This is a genomic window from Granulicella pectinivorans (assembly GCF_900114625.1).
Classification (GTDB): Bacteria; Acidobacteriota; Terriglobia; order Terriglobales; family Acidobacteriaceae; genus Edaphobacter; species Edaphobacter pectinivorans.
Window position 1 is genome coordinate 1501586 of the sequence record NZ_FOZL01000001.1, and the last position, 17348, is coordinate 1518933.

Here is a 17348-nt window from a genome sequence, read left to right on the forward strand (position 1 = left end):
TGAAGCGGGGTTCCCGAGCATCTGAGTGTTTCAGGTGTGGGATGAAAAAGAACCGCTTCTCCGGTACGCACGAATGTCCCCCGGCTCAGCAAGACTTAGCTCCGAATCTTTTAAGACCATGAGGCCCGAATGAAGAAGTCCTATCTCCTGCTCCTCTCAGCCCTGCTTCTGTGCGTTTCGCTTCCTCTGCATGCTCAGGGTGGGTGTGTCCAGTCGCCTGAAAATCCAACCATCATTCTCGCCCTCGTTGGCTCGGCCGGTGCGGCGGCAATCTCCGCTCGCGACCGTTTCCGTGCTTATCGCGCTTCCAAGAACAAGTAACTTCGTTCTGCCGCAATGAATCGGCCAGGAATATTGCGGCGACGTAGTTTCGATCTGGCTTCACCGCACGGAAGATATTGAACGGATTTCGTATGTCCACCATGTCCGCGTCGGACTCCCTTACCCGGAGAGCCATCAAACCTGTGCTATCCCCGTTCCAGGCCGCGGGGATAGCATCTTTTCTTGCTCTTTCAGGCATTGTCTGCGTCTGGTCGACGGTCATGGCTCTTCGTGACCTTTGGCTGGGAGATGCACTCAAGTCCATCGGCATGGTCGTGCCGCTAGTCAGCTTCCTCCTCATCCTGCGTGTCTGGAGATCCCTTGGCTGGGAGCTTGAGGGCACCTGGTGGGGGCTTGTGCTGCTGGTTGTCACGGCTGCGACGGTACTGGTGCGCCAGAGTACGATTCTGATCTTTGTCTTTTCGCCGCAGTGGTCCGTCGTAATTCCTCCCCATGCCATGGTGGCCTTCGCCTACGGCTCTGCGATGGTCCTCCTGTTCGGCGGCACCAAACTCTACCGCGCCTCACTATTCCCTCTTTTTCTGCTTTGGCTTGTGAACCCTGTTCCGCACGTCTTCAACGTGCTGGTCGACCTGCCGTTGCAGCATGCCTCCGCGCATGTGGCGCGGGCCTTCGCGATCGCGCTTGGGCAGCCGCTGACGCCCGACCAACTCAGCCTGATGTTTACGCCGGAGTTCGGCATGTTCATCGCGCCGGGCTGCAACGGCATCCGCGGCGCGGTCACGATGGGGCTGATCTCGCTGGTTGCGGGGTATCTCTACCGTTTCCGCCTGCTGCCGCACGTCCTGATGGTTGCCGCGGCGGTTCTGCTTGGATACCTGTTCAACTTCGTCCGTCTATGCACGCTGGTCATTTACTACATCATCGCGCTGCATTTTCCGCGCCTCCAGAACCATGGCGAGATGGCGGATTACTACATCGGCGGAGCCCTCTTCCTCATTGGGACGATGCTTCTCCTGCTCGCGATGCGGCGGGCCGGTCGGGTCACGTCGCTGACGCTTCCGCCTGCAGCCGGCGCCCCCTTCACGACGACGCCGCGCAGCTTCTACCTGCGTGCGGCAGCGGTCGCCGTCCTCATCGTCTTCATGGGGATTCCTCTGGCACGCGCGATGATGGCACCTGTTCCGGCATCCATCACGGACGCGACGCCGGCGTCGTTCCCGGCGCGGGTGGGCAACTACCAGTTGACCCGCACGTGGGCCGATACCCTGAGCGGTGGCGTGATTCTCTATCAGTGGGGCGAGTACACCCCGGATGCCGGCGGAGTGCGGATTCAGATCGCCGTTTCGCCCATCCTTGGTCCGCACGATACGCTCATCTGCCACACGGCGCGCGGCGAAGATCCCCTCTGGCACGGTCAGTTGACGCTGCCGAGCGCGGGTTCCCCCATTGCCTTCAGCGGCTCTTTCTTCAACGACGGCGCCACCCAGTACCTCGAGGCTACGACGCTGTGCAACGGAACCGCCTGCGGTGAGTTTTCGAGCGCGCTGCCGCACTTCGGCTTTGTGTACAGCAAGCCGGACCCGGGTGCGTTCTTGAACCGCAGTCCGCAGCGTCCCATTCCCATCCTGCTCCGTGCCGAGACGCTCGATACGACCACCGCGCCGGATGTCGCGCGGCAGAAGCTGACCGAATCCCTGCGGAGTTTTATCGCTTATACCGACCTCGCCGTCTTCACCCAGCCGTATCGTCAGTAACCCCGGTTTGCTATTCTCTAGCTCCGTGAAGATTCTCAGCGCTATCCCCGTCCTCTCCTTCCTGCTGCTCAGTGCGGCGTTTCTTGCTGGTTGCGGCGGAGGGGCTGGCAGCATCGTGGTTACCCCCCCGACGAACACCACCACGACCCTGACCAGTAGCGCCACGACAGTTGCAAGCGGGACGTCCGTTACCTTCACGGCGACAGTCAGTCCATCCGCCGCCACCGGTAACGTCACGTTCTATGACGGCACGACGACGCTCGGTACCGGGAACCTGAGCGCCGGAGTTGCGACGTTCTCGACCTCGAGTCTTGCCGTCGGTTCTCACTCCATCACTGCGACCTACTCGGGATCGGGATCGACGTACAACGGGAGTACCTCCACCGCGACCTCCATCGTGGTTTCTACCATCCTGACAAGCACCACGCTCTCTGTCTCGTCGACCACCGCGATGGTTGGCTCAGCGGTTAGCTTTACCGCGACGGTCAGTCCATCCGCCGCGTCGGGCACGGTCACCTTCTACGATGGTGTCAACCTCCTCGGCACGGGGACGCTGACTGCGGGGGGTGCGACGTTCTCAACCACATCGCTCGCATTGGGGACGCACGCCGTGACGGCTGTCTATGGAGGTGCGACCCCTTACGCGGGGAGCAGCTCTGCAACGATTACGGTGACCGTGTCCGCAGTGCCTACGACGACGGTCCTTCGGTCCTCCTCCGCGACGACTCCGCTCGGCTCTTCGATTACGCTAACGGCGACGGTCAGCCCATCGGCCGCGACGGGGACGGTTACCTTCTACGATGGCACCACGGTGCTTGGAACGGGGACGCTGACCGGCGGGGTCGCGACCCTTCCGATCTCGACGCTCTCCGTGGGCGACCACACGCTGACTGCGAAGTACGCTGGCGCCGGCATCTACGCGGGCAGCACGTCCAACGCGCTGACCATCACCGGAACCGCGCTTGCCACCACCACTTCGCTCTCTGTCTCGTCGCCGACCGCCTTCTCAGGCACGGCGGTCATCTTTACGGCAACGCTGGCACCCTCGTCCGCGACGGGTTCGGTCACCTTCTACGATGGCTCAACCCCGCTTGGGACGAGCACGCTCGCCTCAGGGAATGCGAGCCTTTCCGTTTCGACGCTCGCGAACGGTTCCCACAGCGTCACCGCGGTCTACGGTGGCGACACAAACTACGCGACCAGCACCTCTTCTGCGGTTTCGGTCACGGTCACCATCAACCCCACGACGCTTGTCCTGACCGCGAATGCAACGACCGCCGTCGCGGGCACGAACGTCACCTTTACGGCGACCCTCACGCCTTCCACGGCACCGGGCTCCGTCACCTTCGTGGATGGGGGCACGACAATTGGCACCGGTGCCCTCAGCTCGGGTGTCGCGACCCTCACGCTCTCTACCTTAAGTGCGGGTGTGCATTTCGTGACGGCGGCCTACGCGGGGGATGCGAGCTATACGGCCAGGACGTCGAATGCCGTCGCGATCACGATCTCCAAGGCGAGCAGTACGCCCATCACTGGCACCTACTCCGGCCCGAGCATTACGGGTAAGGTGCTGGCAGGCGGCGCGCCCGTCAGCGGAGCGAGCGTTCAGTTCTATGCTGCGGGAACGACCGGCAACGGCATCGCAGCTGGCAACCTGATCGCATCGGCGATCCTCACGGACTCCTCGGGTTCGTTCACGATCCCTTCCGGATATAGCTGCCCGGTGGCGACGACACAGGTCTATCTCGTTGCAACCGGCGGTACGACCGCCACGGCCACGAACGCCCCCTTTGCGTTCCTCTCTGCGCTTGGCTCCTGCAACGCCGTTCCCACAAGCGTCACGCTGAACGAGGTCACAACGGTCGCGGCCGCCTGGCCACTGGCGCAGTTCCTGGCTGCCGGCGGACAGATCGGTGCCACCGCAACCAATACGACCGGCCTTGCCAACGCGTTTCTCATCGCGGCCAGTCTGGTGAACACGACAACTGGAGCCAGCCCCGGAACGACCTATCCGGCCAACGCCAGCTCGGTGACGGCCCGCATCAACTCGCTCGCGAACCTGCTGAACACCTGCGCGGTCTCGAACGCAGCATGCCTCCAGTTTTTCTCGGCCGCAGGCGGTTCTCCGACCAATACGCTCGACGCGGCCATGTCCATCGTGCAGCACCCCGCGGCGAATCCATCGGCGCTTTATGTGCTTTCGCGCAACAGCACCGCGTACACCCCGGCCCTGACCTCGACGCCGCCCGACTGGACGCTCTTCAGTGTGCTCTCCGGCGGTGGCCTCAGCGGCTCCAGCACGCTGGGCATCATGACCAACGGCAACGTCTGGGTCGCAAACTACTACGGCGTCGTCGCTTCGCAGTTCACGGCGCTGGGCGCTCCGGTCTTCGCGACGGGTGTCACCGGACCGGGACTCAGCGCCTCATATGGACTCGCTGTGGACCAGGCGAACAACGCCTGGATCCCCAACGATGTCTTCAGCGGATCCGTCACGAAGATCTCCGCCGATGGTGCCACCACCGCCAACTTCAGCGGCAACGGCATGGCCTATCCCGTCTACACCGCGGTCGACACAGACGGCAGCGTCTGGGTCGCGGACTACGGCAACTCCACGCTGACCCACCTCTCCGCCACCGGTGCGGGGCTCTCCGGACCAAGCGGCTACCAGAGCGCGTCGACTTCGTTTCCGACTGCGCTGGCGATCGATGCAAACCACAACGTCTGGACCACCAACCAAAGCGACTACACCATCACCCGTATCAACCCCGATGGCACAAATCCCTTGGTGGTGAAGTGCTGCGACTCGGCGTCGGGGCTTGCCATCGATCAGCGCGGCTACATCTGGGTGACCAACTATCTGGGCAACACCATCAGCCAGGTATCGAGCGCCGGTGCCGTCATCTCGTCGACCTATACCGGCGGCGGCATCTTCCGTCCGCAGGCGGTTGCGATTGACGGGATTGGCAATGTTTGGATCGCCAACTTCCACGCCATCGGAATCAGCGAACTGGCCGGATCGCAGACCAGCACGCCGGGCGCTGTCCTTTCACCCTCCAGCGGCTTCGCTCCCGATGGCCCGATTGAGGGCAACTTCTCCATTGCGGTCGATGCCTCCGGGAACATCTGGGTCGCGAACTTCAACAGTAACAACGTGATACGGTATCTCGGCCTGGCTGCTCCCACGAAGTCGCCCACGATCGGTCCGGCCCAGGCGCCGTAACTCCGCCGAAATGTGGACCTTCGGGCGGTTTGCCCATCTGTCATCGTGTTATAAACACTCATCTTCAAGAGCCGATTGTTATAAGGGGCCACATGTCATCTACCGTCGAACTGCCGAGTCTTCTTCGTAAATACGAGTCTGAACTGCTGGAAAACTGGCTGGCCGAGCAGAAAGGAAAGGGGAACATCAGCGCGGTCATCTCCGAGTCGGAGTTGCGCGCGCAGTCGCACGAGTTTATCCAACTGTTGCAGCAGGCCATAACCACCAGTTCGGTCGGTGACTTCGACGCACCGGGCTTTCGCGATCTTCGCCGTTTTCTCGACGGCATTACCGCTGTGCGGGCGCAGGTCGGGCTGAGCCCAACGGACACGGCGATGTTCGTGTTCTCGTTCAAGCAGGTGCTATTCGCCTTGATCCGCTCCTCCATCGCGGATGCGAACACGCAGATCGAGGAGATCTGGTCGGCGACTCTGCTTCTGGATCGTCTTGGTCTCTTCGTCACCGAGGCCCATCTGAAGATGCGTGAGACAGTCATCCAGCGCCAGCAGCACGAGATGCTCGAACTTTCAACGCCGGTGGTCAAGCTCTGGGATGGTGTGCTTGCCCTCCCCATCATCGGCACACTCGACAGTTCCCGGACCCAGACCATCATGGAGTCGCTGCTGGAGCGCATCGTCGAGACAGGGGCTGAGGTAGCCATCATCGACATCACCGGTGTACCCACCGTAGACACGCTGACGGCGCAGCATCTGCTGAAGACCATTACCGCTGCCCGCCTGATGGGGGCAGAGTGCATTATCTCCGGCATCCGCCCGCAGATCGCGCAGACCATCGTGCATCTCGGAGTCGATCTCGGCGATGTTGCCACCAAGGCGACTCTGGCGGACGCCTTCAAGATGGCGCTCGTTCGCTCCGGTCACGCACTCATCAAGCGCACCCAACAGAAGTAGACCCGCAGGGAAAGGAGACCTCCTATGGAACACATTCCAATTCTGCGTATGGGAGATTTTCTCCTCATCACGGTGCAGGTGGACATGCATGACCGTCTGGCGCTGAATCTCCAGGAGGACCTGACGGAGCGCATCATCACCTATGGCTCCCGGGGCGTCTTGATCGATATTTCGGCGCTGGATGTGGTGGACTCGTTCATCGGGCGCATGCTGGGCAACATCGCGTCGATGTCGCGCATTCTGGACGCGCAGACCGTGGTGACCGGGATGCGTCCCGCCGTGGCGATCACGCTGGTGGAGCTTGGGCTTTCGCTGCCTGGCATCCGCACCGCCCTGACCGTCGAGCGCGGCATGGAGATTCTGCGGCGCGAGATCGACGCAAGCAGCTTCGCGGTGGTTGAGGAAGACGACCAGGGGGAGGAGCCGCATGACGCAAATGTATGAACTCCCCCGCATGGGGAATCCTGTGGTTTCTGGCAATCTGCCGATTCAAACCCCGGAGGATATCGTTCTGGTTCGCACCGCCGTCCGGCAGGCGGCACTCCAACTCAAGTTCGGCCTCGTCGACCAGACCAAGCTGGTCACGGCGGCCAGCGAGATCGCCCGCAACACGCTGATCTACGGCAAGGGTGGTGAGGTGTTCATCGAGCCGGTCAGCGAGGCCAAATCCGGCCTGCGCCTGACCTTCATCGACAAAGGTCCCGGTATCCCCGACATCGACCGGGCACTCTCGGATGGGTTTACCACGGGAGGGGGCATGGGCCTCGGACTGGGAGGAACGCGCCGTCTCATGGACGACTTCAAGATCGTCTCCAAGCCGAGTGAAGGGACTACGGTATCAATTACGAAATGGAGCCGATAGAGCACACTGGAGCGAATCCCCAGCCCATCCGCACGGCGGTCGTCATCCCCATCGAGGACTCTTCGCAAATTCCCGTGGCGCGCCGGGCCGTGCTTGAGGCCGGACGTGAACTGCGTCTGGATGAGGCCACACTCTCGCGCGCTGAGATTGTGGCCGTGGAACTGGCCCGCAACATCTTTCTTCATGGGCGCACTGTCACCTCGCAGGGAGGCGTTCCGCTCCGGCGTATTCAACGACCGGGCGAGCTGTTTATCTCTTCGGATATCGAGGGTACTGCCGTGCAGATCGTGGCAGTGGACTCCGGCGTCGGCATCTCCAGCATCTTGCGTGCCATGACGGACGGCTTCTCGACCTCCGGAACGCCTGGGCTTGGCCTGGGGGCGGTGAAGCGGCTTTCACGGAGCTTCGATATCTTCTCCTCGATCGAACCGGATGCGGCGCGCGGCACGGTAGTCGCCGCCTTAGTCGGTCCGGAGAAGCCGGTTGGGACGACCACGGCAGCGGTTCTCTCCTCAGCGCTGCCGGGCGAGACTGTCGGCGGAGACTCCTGGGCGTCGTTCCAGACGGCGGAGAGCACCTACTATCTGATGGCGGACGGACTTGGGCATGGCCCCCATGCGCACGATGCCTCGACGCTGGCGGTGAATCTCTTTCTGCGGTCTATGGAGCGATCCAGGGCGGCTCTCTCTCCCGCAGAGCTCCTCACCCACATGCATCCGCTGATGCGCGCGACGCGCGGCGCGGCGATAGCACTGATCCGGATCGACCATGCCACGCGCCAGATTGTGTTCTGCGGTGTGGGCAATATCAGCATGGTGCTCTCCGCGCCCAACGGCGCAACCCGCACCATGCTCTCGCACAACGGCACGCTGGGGCACCAGATGCAGCGCGTGCAGGAGTTTACGGAGAATTACCTTCCGGGATCGCTGCTCATTCTGCATTCGGACGGCATTCACACCAGCTGGAAGCTGCAAAATGCGACTGGTCTCGACCGTCAGGCATCCGCCACCATCGCTGGGGCCATCTATCGAGAGGCATGGCGCGGAAGGGATGACGCCACCGTGCTGGTTGCCCGACTTGCCTAATTCTTCTCCACAAAACGCGCTTCTGACCGTTCGTCTGATCGGGGAATCGGACTTTGTCCTCTCGCGCCAGCGTGCCAAGCAGATTGCCGCTCTCCTCGGCTTCGAAAACCAGGACCAGACCCGCATCGCCACTGCGGTCTCCGAGATCGCGCGCAACGCTTACGAGTACGCCGGTGGCGGTCGAGCCGAGTTTTTTGTCGATCGGTCTCCCCAGCCGCAGCTTCGCATCGTCATCTCCGACAAGGGGAAGGGAATCGACGCGCTGGAGTCGATCTACGACGGGACGTACACCTCTGCATCGGGCATGGGACTAGGCATTATGGGCGCGCGGCGTCTGCTGGACTCCTTCGACCTGAAGACCTCTCCCCAGGGAACCGTTGCGACGTTGATCAAGCGCATCCCGGAAAACAAGGGGCGCATTCCCTCAGACGCGGAGCTGGTCGAACGCCTGCCGCAGAGGCACTCTGACAGCAGAGCCGCTATGGCCGACCAGAATCACGAGTTGATGACCCTGCTGGCCGACCTTCGCCTCCGCGAATCCGAACTGACACACCTGAACCAGGAGCTGGAGGAGACGAACCGGGGGGTGCTGGTTCTCTACGCGGAACTCGAAGACAAATCGCTGGCGGTCCAGCATGCCTCGGAGATGAAGACGCGCTTCCTCTCTGGCGTCACGCATGAGTTACGCACTCCCCTGAACTCCATCGTGTCGCTCTCGCGCCTTCTTCTACACCGCGTGGATGGCGAACTGAACGCGGAGCAGGAGAAACAGGTCGGCTTCATCCTGCGCTCGGCCCAGACGCTCTCCGACATGGTCAACGACCTGCTCGACATGGCTAAGATCGAGGCCGGTAAGACCTCGGTCAAGCTCAGCGACGTCAATGTTCATGACACCCTCGCGGGCCTGCGCGGCATGTTCCGCTCCTTCATCACGAATCCTGGGGTGGATCTTGTCGTCGTACTGCCGGAGGGCCCGGACGCCCACTCCCTCGTCGTCCACACCGACGAGGGCAAACTCGCGCAGATTCTGCGCAACTTCATCTCCAACGCGTTGAAGTACACCTCAGAGGGACGCGTGGTGGTCAAGGCCGAGCGCGTGGAGGACAACATCGTCTTCTCGGTGGCGGATACCGGCATCGGCATCGCACCGGAGCACCATGAACTGGTCATGCAGGAGTGGGGCCAGGTCGAGAGCGCCATGCAGAACCGTCACAAGGGCAGCGGCCTGGGACTCCCGCTCTCCCGGTCGCTGGCCGAGGTCCTGGGCGGCAGCATCCACTTCACCTCCACGCCGGGGGTGGGATCTACCTTCTACCTGACCCTTCCCGCGCAGCCGGCGGAGCGCAAGGGGTCCGATTCCAACAGGCGCGCAGCTTCCGTCCATATCCTGATGGCCGACGACGATGAGGTCGCCCGCTACCTTCTGCGCCGTCGCCTGTCCACGCTCACCACTGCCCCCATCTATGAGGCCACGACGATCGCCGAGTGCCTGCAGGCGATTACGCGCAGCCGCCCGGCGATCCTGTTCCTCGACTTCGTGACCGCTGGCCCGCGCGGCTTCGACGTGCTGCACCGCATCCGCGAGCAGACCGCCAATCAGCAGCTTCCCATCGTCCTGCTGACCGCCCGCACCATCACCCCGTCGGAGTACAGCGAACTCGAAAGCCTGGGCATCCAGGTCATCTCGAAGCGCCTCGGGGATACCGATAGCAACCAACAGGACCAGGATGAGCAGCGTCAGCAGATTGAACGCGCTCTTCTTCAGGTAGGCTTAAGCAATATGCATGAAGGGCCGGTCAATTCGTGATCCAGGAGCGAGCCCGCAAGCTTCTCTACGTCGACGACACCGAAGAGCAGCGCTACGCCATGCGCCGCATCCTCGAGGGTGCCGGCTTCACCGTCATCGAAGCTGCCTCGGGAGCCGAGGCGTTCCGCCAGCTTGCCGCTCACGATAACCTCCTCGCCTGCATCCTCGATGTGCGTCTGCCGGACATGTCCGGATACGACGTCTGCCGACGGATGAAGGCCGATCCCGTTACGACCGGCATCCCCGTGCTGCAGATCTCCGCCTCCTTCGCCGACCCCATTCTGCGCGCCTCCGGTCTTTCTGCCGGAGCCGACGCGTATGTCGCGCAGCCGGTTCACCCCAGCGAGCTGCTTGCGCTGGTCAACTCGCTCATCCGCGCCCACCAGTTTGAGCGCACCCTGCGCTTCCAGGCTGAGGTCAGCGCCTCGCTCGCCGCTTCGCTGGACCATCGACAGACCGTTCGCACCATTGAGACGATCTTCTGCCCGCGCCTCTGCGATCACTGCACTGTCTACCTGCGCCCGCAAACCTTAGGCCACTCCAGTGGCGCTCATCGCGCGGTCATCACACCACCCGATGCCGCCACGATCCTGTTGGCGCAGGCGGAGAAGGTGGCCGAGACCGCCGTTCCCCGCCTGGTCGATCCCAGCACCCTCATCGTTCCGCTGCATGTAGGCCGCAAACACCTTGGCGCGCTGCTGTTCACCATCGACGGTACACGTCGCTTCTACACGCAGGAGAGCATCGCGCCCGCAGAGGACATCGCCAGCCGGGCCGCCCTCGCGCTCCAGAATTCGACGCTCTACACTGCGCAGCAGAACGCGCAGGCCGCGCTCGTTCAGAGTGAGAAACTGGCCGCCGCCGGACGCCTCTCCGCCGCGATCGCCCACGAGATCAACAACCCGCTCGAAGCCCTGACGAACCTCATGTTCCTCATCGAGACCAGCGAAGAGACGCCGCCCACCATCAAGGCATACGCCGCCGAGGGGCTCTCCGAGCTCTCGCGCCTGACCCACATCGCACGCCAGTCCCTCGGCTTCTACCGCGAACTCACCGGCCCGACTCTCTTCGACCTGAACGAGAGCATCGACGACACCCTCCGCATTTACCTCAAGCGCTTTACCGCCAAACGCATCCGGATTGAGCGGGATTTTGCTCCGGAGGTGACGGTCACCGCCGTCAAAGGGGAGATCCGCCAGGTCGTGTCGAATCTGCTCGTCAACGCCTACGACGCCGCGCCGGAAGACGGCACGCTCCGGGTCTCGACAGGCACACTCCCCACCGGAGAAGTCTGGTTCCGCGTCCAGAACATCGGCTCCGGAATCCCGGCCGATGTCCTCCCGCACATCTTCGAGCCCTTCTTCTCGACCAAAGACGGCACCGGCACAGGGCTTGGCCTGTGGGTCTCGGAATCAATCGTCCGCAAGCACGGCGGCACCATTGAAGCGATCAATCCAGCGCCGGGCGACGCCAACCCCATGACCACCTTCGAGGTCACGCTCCCACACGATTCCCAGGCCATCGAGTAGCCCCGATCTCGCTGTGATCATCTAACCTGAGAGTATGCGTGTCGCCACCCTCATCGCCGTTCTAGCCCTCGCCACCACTCTGCCTGCCCAAACCCTGCAGCAAAAGCTCGCGAAGATCGCGGCGAGCGCCAACGAGACCGTCTCAGTCGCCTGCGCCCTGCCGAACTCGACGCTGAACTGCGACCTCAACCCCGACGGCCACCCGCCCATGCAGTCGGTCTTCAAGCTTCCGCTCGGCGTCGCCATGCTCCATCTTGTGGAACAGGGCAACTTCACGCTCGACCAGCCCATTCGCTTTCTACCGTCGGACCGCATCCAGCCAGGCTCGTACAGCCCCTTGCAGGACAAGTATCCGGACGCGAACGTCGACGTGCCCCTCCGCGAACTCATCCGCCTCTCCGTCTATCTCTCCGACAATGCCGCCGCCGATACGCTGCTGCGTCTGCTGGGTGGCACCGCGGCGTTGCAGAAGTACATGGACACCCTCGGCATCCAGGGCTTCCACATCGAAGACACCGAATACTCACTCCATACCGATGCGCAGTTTCAATTTCGCAACTGGTTCACGCCCCGCGCAGCCGTGTCGTTCCTCCGCTTGCTGGCCGACAACTCGCCTCTCACGCCGGAGCATACGCAGCTTCTCTTCAGCTTCATGCAGGGCCCGGGAAATGGCACCGGACGCATCAAGGCCGGGCTGCCCGCCGACACCGTCGTCCGCCACAAATCCGGCACCTCGGATACGGTCATCGGTGTCACCTATGCGATGAACGATATCGCTTTGATCACGCTTCCGGATGGCCGTACGCTTGCCTTGGCGGTCTTCCTGACCAACTCGACCGACAGCCAGAAGGATCGGGAGGCGACGATCGCCGCCATCGCCAAAGCGGTCTACGAGGCGGCCATCGCACCGAAGTAGTTACATCAGCCGGAAACGTTCGCGCATCAGCCGTTGAAAGCGTGGCCGCCAGATCAGTTCGTAGGCCAGCTCCTTGCCTGGAAACATGGCCAGCGCTGCCGTCTTCGCATCCGCCACCATCTGCGAAGCCTCGTCGATGGTCAGCGAGCCATCCTGGGCGATGGTCTGCATCACCATCCCCATCATCATCTGCAGACGCCGTAACAGCCGAGCCTCCTCGGCCTGCTCCATCGTCGACATTCCTGTCTCTGCCCTTGGCGCATCGTTCTCCTGCAGGTCCATGGAACCTCCGAACGCTTCTTCTACCGGTATAGATCAAAACCCGGAACTTTCCCAGTGTCAGCCACGCGTAAGCCTCCCTCCCGGTCCAGCAGAAACGTCGTAAGCCCAAACATATCCGTGCGGTACAGCCTCGTACCCCGCGCCGCGAAACGTGCCACGACATCCCCGCGCGGGTGCCCGAAGGTGTTCTCCCGCCCCACCGAGATCACCGCCTCCCGGGGAGCGGTTGCCGCCAGAAACTCCTCCGTCGAGGAGGTCGCGCTGCCATGGTGCCCCACCTTCAGCAACGTCACCGGCCCCCCGGCTCCAGCCGCGACCATCGCCGCTTCCGACTTCCTCTCCGCATCCCCCTCCAGTAGCACCGACGCCTTGCCGAACTGCATCCGCATCACCAGCGAGTCGTCATTCTTCGGCGGGCCTCCGTTTCCATAGCCCACCGCCGGAGAGAGCACCGAGACGGCTACACCGTCCCAATCCACGCGATCTCCAGCCCTCATACGCCGCACCCGCACCCCCAGCGAAGCGGCCTCCGTCAGCAGCGCGGCATAGGCGGAAGAGGGCACATCCAGCCCAACCCAAAGCTCCCGCGGTCGAAAGTCGCGGAGCACCGCCGGCATCCCACCCATGTGGTCGCTGTGTTCATGCGTGAGCGCGACAACGTCCAGTCTGCGGATCCGGCGCGACCAGAGATACGGCGCCACGACCTCCTCCCCCACGTCGAACCCCGTCGCCCGCATCGCCAGCACCGGCCCCAGCCCACCCACCGGCCCACCGGCATCGACCAGCATTGACGCGCCCCCCGGTCCGGTCACCAGCAGGGAATCCCCCTGCCCGACATCCAGCGCGGTCACCTCTAGCATGCCCGGAGCGGACACGGGCCTCTCCGGCCAGATCACCAGAGCCACGACCACGGGAAGCATCGCCACCGCTGCCCATCCCCACCCCGGCCGTCGAGCCGCCCAGCAGCAGAAGGCAACACCAGCCAGCGCCCCCGCCAGCACCCACCAGATAGGCTCCGCAACCCGCACATCGCCCAGCCGTGACCGCGACACATGCCCGATGAACCACGTCACTCCATGCAGAAGGAGCCCAGTCGCCGCCCCCGGAACCATCGCCAGCCACGCACTCACCAGTGAAGCCAGAAACGTCGCCAGCGCAAGCGGCATCAGCAGCGCGATCACCGGGACGCTCACCACATTCGCCGGCAGCCCCAGCGCGACGGCCCGGTGAAAGTAGACCGCCATGGGCGCAGCCATCACCGCCTCCACCACCACCGCAACCAGCCCGAGCTCCGCTCCCCACAGCATCATCCGAACCAGCGCCGCCGCCCACCCTCCCGCCCACCTGCCGAAGATCCGCGCAACAGGCTCGCCGGCGAGGCGCAGCATGACACGAAACTGCGCCAGCTTCGGCTCGTACCGCACATCCAGCCACACCTCTCCCAGCCGCCGGGCCGCCCGTGCATACGGCAGAAAGCTCCGCTCTCCCAGCGGTCCGGCAATCCCCGCGACCGCCACAATCGCCAGGAACGTCATCTCAAAGCTCGCCTCAAACAGCGCCGAAGGCGACCACACCAAAACCACCAGCACCGCCACGCCAAGCGCGTTCAGCGAGTTCCGCTCACGATCCAGCAGACGCGCCACCAGGAACAGCGACGACATCCAGAGCGCCCTCTGCACCGGCACCCCAAATCCCGTCAGCATCGCGTACGCCGCCGTCAGCGCGATCGTCGAGCACGTCGCCGCCCACTCCGGCATCCGCACGCGCCGCGCCAGCCAGAACAGCCCAAACGCGATCAGGGCCACATGCATCCCCGAGACGACGAAGAGGTGAAACGAGCCCGTCCGCTCAAATCCCAGCCGCAGCTCATGGCGGAGCCCGGCGCGGTCCCCAAAGAGCATCGCGTCGATCATCCCGGCGTCGGCGGCGTCCATCCGCATCGCGCGCGGCAGCCGCAGGTTCGCCGCCGAGCCGGCATACTCCCGCATCCGCCCCGAAGCCCAGCTCTGCGCCGCATAGAGCCTGCATCGCCACCCCCCGGAGCGTCCCCCCACCGGCGCCAACTTTTCCCCCCGCACCGTTCCATGAGCCCCAATCCCTTGTTCCAGCAGGGCATCGCCGTACTGCCATGCGCCGGGGTCCCGATACTGCTCCGGAACCCTCATCCGCACCGGCGCATCCACCCAATCCCCGCAGCGCAGCGCCGGAGCGCCCCCAACAACCGTCAGTCGAGCCCCACCCGTCACCGGTACCATCCGAATCGTCTCCGGCGTGTCCTCCTCGACGGCTTCCACCGCAACATCGATGGACACACCATCCGCTTCGCCCTCTTCCGCCTCCAGCCGCCGCACCCGGACGACCTCCCCTCGCACCTCGCGGCTCACATTGTCGGCGAAAGCTCGCAGCTCTCTCTGTTGCGAAGGCGCAGGCTGCGTCGCCGCACACGCAAAACCCACCACCACCCAGAGCCCCGCCAGAGGCACCAGCCTCACCCATGCCGTCTGCACCCGGACCGCCAACAACCCACCCAGGAGCACCAGCGCAATGATCCAAACCGCGACCGGCTGCGACGAAAACCGCGCCATCCCCACACCCGCGCAGAACCACCCCGCTGCCCACAGAACAGGCAGCCGCCGAAAGGCCAGCCGTTCCACTCCGCGCGCGGGCCATAGCTCCGCCTTCGGTTCCGCTCTCCGCATCAGCCACACTCTGCACTTAAAGCTGACCAGCTATCCCTATTTCGAAAGAAAGACCACCGTCTCCAGATGAAACGTCTGCGGAAACATGTCCACCAGCCGCACCTGCTCGAGACGGTAGCCGGAGTCTACCAGCATCTTCAAATCCCGCGCCAACGTCGATGGATCGCACGACACGTACACCATCTCCCGCGCGCCAATCCGCCCCAGGAACGTGCACACCTCCGCACCCAGCCCGGCCCGCGGTGGATCCATGACGATCAGGTCCGGCCTCTCCCGCTGCGGAACGGCGCGCCGCAGAAACTCGACCGTCTCCATCTGGATCGCCTGAATGTCTTTGACCTTCTTCTGCTTCCGTGCCAGATCCAACGCAGCAGGCTCACCCGCCTCAACACCCACAACGTTCTCGAAGGTCTCGACGAGCGCCCGCGAAAACAGACCGACGCCCGCATAGAGATCCCAGGCCAGCTCCCCGGACCTCCCGGCCGTCACCAGCTCCACCATCCGCGGCACAAGCAGACGGTTCACCTGGAAGAACCCACCCCGCGTCACCCAGTACCGCCGCCCGAGCACCTCCTGCACCAGCCCAGCGGAACCCCACGTCGCCCGTTCCTTCGCGCCAAAGCCCGCCGAGGCCGCCATGACGCCGGCCCCGGTCAACGCGGGAACCAAAACCTGTAAGGCTTCGCAGAACGCCGCAAAGCCCTCGGTGCGGCCATCACGCGTGAAGACCGACATCTGTAACGCATCTTCCGACGCAAAGAACTCAACTTCGGCAATCGAAGCCAGCCACGGCGATTCCAGCACCACCAGGGCCTCCGCCGCGCGCACAAGAAGCGGCGACGCAATCGGGCAAACGGCAATGGGCAGAAACTCCCGTGTCCCACGCTGGTTGTACCCAAATCGCATCACGCCATCGACGACCTGCACCCGCAGCCGAATCCGGTTGCGATACTCCCAGGGCTCTGCCGTCTCGACCGAAATCTCCGGTAGCTCGTCCACCCCGGCAGCCGTCATCATCCCCCGCAGGATATCCAGCTTGATCTGCACCTGCTCCGGATACGCCGCGTGCTGGTAGTCGCATCCGCCACACGCGCCGAAGTGCGGACACCGTGCCGCTACGCGCGCCCCCGACGGCTTCAGAATCGTGAATGGATCCGTCTCGACCAGCTCGCCCGGAAGCACGAACCGCATCTGCGTGTTGGCCTCCGCGTGGAAGGCTCCTCCATACTCCGCGCCGCTGATGTGTGTCTTCATCCGTGCCCCATGTAGAACAGACTCAGCCTGGGCAACTTATAGGCTTCAAACAACCGCTTCTGCAAAAACTGCTGCTGCACCTGCTTGATCTGCACCGCCTGCATCTTGCCCCGGTACGGAGCCAGCTCGCGGGTCGCCTGTTCCTTCAGCCGAACCAGCTCGTCCTCGGGTGCCGCCATCTGCAACGCACCAAACAGCTTCTCTTCCAGCACCGTCAGCGTGCGGTCCAGCTCTTCAAGCGCTCCCGCTGAACCCGCAGCCAGCGCCTCCAGCCGTCCAGCGCACTCCCCGGCTACGTCCGCGGCAACTCCCGGCAGCCCGGCAGCCCGCAGCTTCCCGGCATTTTCCTTCAAAAACGCAGCGACGCGATCTTCCTCGAAGCCGCTCTCCGCCGCCTCGACGGCGCCGGCCACAGCGATGCCGGTCGCGGCCTCCTGGCCCTTCTCGACCGCCTCCATCACCGCCTGCGAACACCAGGCCAGCCCGTTCACCTTCCGCACCTTGCCGCCGGCCTGAGCCTTCTTCGCATCGTACTTGTCGAAGGCCTCGTCGATCCCGCGCAGCACGGCTTCGAGCGGCAATCCGCCATCGCGCCACGTCTCAATCAGCGCCCAGTCGAGCGTGGAAAGCATCAGCAGCGACCCACGCCTCTGCTGAAACCTCTGCTCGATCTCCGTGAAGTAATTGAAATAATTCAGCAAA

At 63.7% G+C, this 17348-nt stretch carries 14 protein-coding genes; 10 read left to right on the plus strand and 4 right to left on the minus strand.

Annotated elements, in window-relative coordinates; translation table 11 throughout:
• Positions 1-129 precede the first annotated feature (129 nt).
• The 10 genes from BM400_RS06015 (at position 130) to bla (ending at position 12411) form a co-directional block, all read left to right on the plus strand.
• Entirely contained in the window at positions 130-321 is a 192-nt protein-coding gene (locus BM400_RS06015; protein ID WP_089837558.1) for a PExPT-CTERM protein, read from the plus strand.
• 143 nt (positions 322-464) lie between these two features.
• The gene (xrtJ, locus tag BM400_RS06020; protein ID WP_281245508.1) at positions 465-2039 is read left to right on the plus strand and encodes an exosortase J; all 1575 of its coding nucleotides are present in this window, start codon (positions 465-467) and stop codon (positions 2037-2039) included.
• A gap of 25 nt (positions 2040-2064) precedes the next feature.
• Positions 2065-5262, plus strand: a complete 3198-nt coding sequence (locus BM400_RS06025; RefSeq protein WP_141223821.1) for an Ig-like domain repeat protein — start codon at positions 2065-2067, stop codon at positions 5260-5262.
• 92 nt (positions 5263-5354) lie between these two features.
• Positions 5355-6212, plus strand: coding sequence for an STAS domain-containing protein (locus BM400_RS06030; protein WP_089837562.1), 858 nt, complete (start codon positions 5355-5357; stop codon positions 6210-6212).
• Positions 6213-6236: 24 nt separating this feature from the next.
• Complete coding sequence (locus tag BM400_RS06035; protein WP_089837564.1) at positions 6237-6656, plus strand: STAS domain-containing protein; 420 nt, start codon at positions 6237-6239, stop codon at positions 6654-6656.
• Positions 6640-7074 carry an anti-sigma regulatory factor gene (locus BM400_RS06040; RefSeq protein WP_245781712.1) on the plus strand — a complete coding sequence of 145 codons (435 nt, stop codon included), beginning with the start codon at positions 6640-6642 and terminating at the stop codon, positions 7072-7074. The genes BM400_RS06035 and BM400_RS06040 overlap by 17 nt, the downstream gene beginning before the upstream one ends.
• Entirely contained in the window at positions 7062-8159 is a 1098-nt protein-coding gene (locus BM400_RS06045) for a SpoIIE family protein phosphatase (RefSeq protein WP_089837566.1), read from the plus strand. The genes BM400_RS06040 and BM400_RS06045 overlap by 13 nt, the downstream gene beginning before the upstream one ends.
• The gene (locus BM400_RS06050) at positions 8152-9966 is read left to right on the plus strand and encodes an ATP-binding response regulator (protein WP_175528891.1); all 1815 of its coding nucleotides are present in this window, start codon (positions 8152-8154) and stop codon (positions 9964-9966) included. The genes BM400_RS06045 and BM400_RS06050 overlap by 8 nt, the downstream gene beginning before the upstream one ends.
• Complete coding sequence (locus BM400_RS06055) at positions 9963-11495, plus strand: ATP-binding protein (RefSeq protein ID WP_089837570.1); 1533 nt, start codon at positions 9963-9965, stop codon at positions 11493-11495. Before BM400_RS06050 ends, BM400_RS06055 begins: the two co-directional genes overlap by 4 nt.
• 34 nt (positions 11496-11529) lie before the next feature.
• Positions 11530-12411 (plus strand): class A beta-lactamase, encoded by an 882-nt coding sequence (bla, locus tag BM400_RS06060; protein ID WP_089837572.1) that lies wholly within the window; start codon positions 11530-11532, stop codon positions 12409-12411.
• Here the strand turns inward: bla and BM400_RS06065 are convergent, their stop codons facing one another.
• From BM400_RS06065 to BM400_RS06080, 4 genes are read right to left on the minus strand one after another with little or no spacing between them, the layout of a single operon-like run.
• Positions 12412-12693, minus strand: a complete 282-nt coding sequence (locus tag BM400_RS06065; RefSeq protein WP_245781713.1) for a hypothetical protein — start codon at positions 12691-12693, stop codon at positions 12412-12414.
• 20 nt (positions 12694-12713) lie between these two features.
• The gene (locus tag BM400_RS06070) at positions 12714-15392 is read right to left on the minus strand and encodes a ComEC/Rec2 family competence protein (RefSeq protein WP_089837576.1); all 2679 of its coding nucleotides are present in this window, start codon (positions 15390-15392) and stop codon (positions 12714-12716) included.
• A gap of 36 nt (positions 15393-15428) precedes the next feature.
• The gene (locus BM400_RS06075; protein ID WP_089837578.1) at positions 15429-16646 is read right to left on the minus strand and encodes a class I SAM-dependent RNA methyltransferase; all 1218 of its coding nucleotides are present in this window, start codon (positions 16644-16646) and stop codon (positions 15429-15431) included.
• A complete protein-coding gene (locus BM400_RS06080) occupies positions 16643-17347 on the minus strand; it encodes a hypothetical protein (RefSeq protein WP_089837580.1) in 705 nt (234 codons plus the stop codon). The genes BM400_RS06075 and BM400_RS06080 overlap by 4 nt, the downstream gene beginning before the upstream one ends.
• Position 17348: the final 1 nt, after the last annotated feature.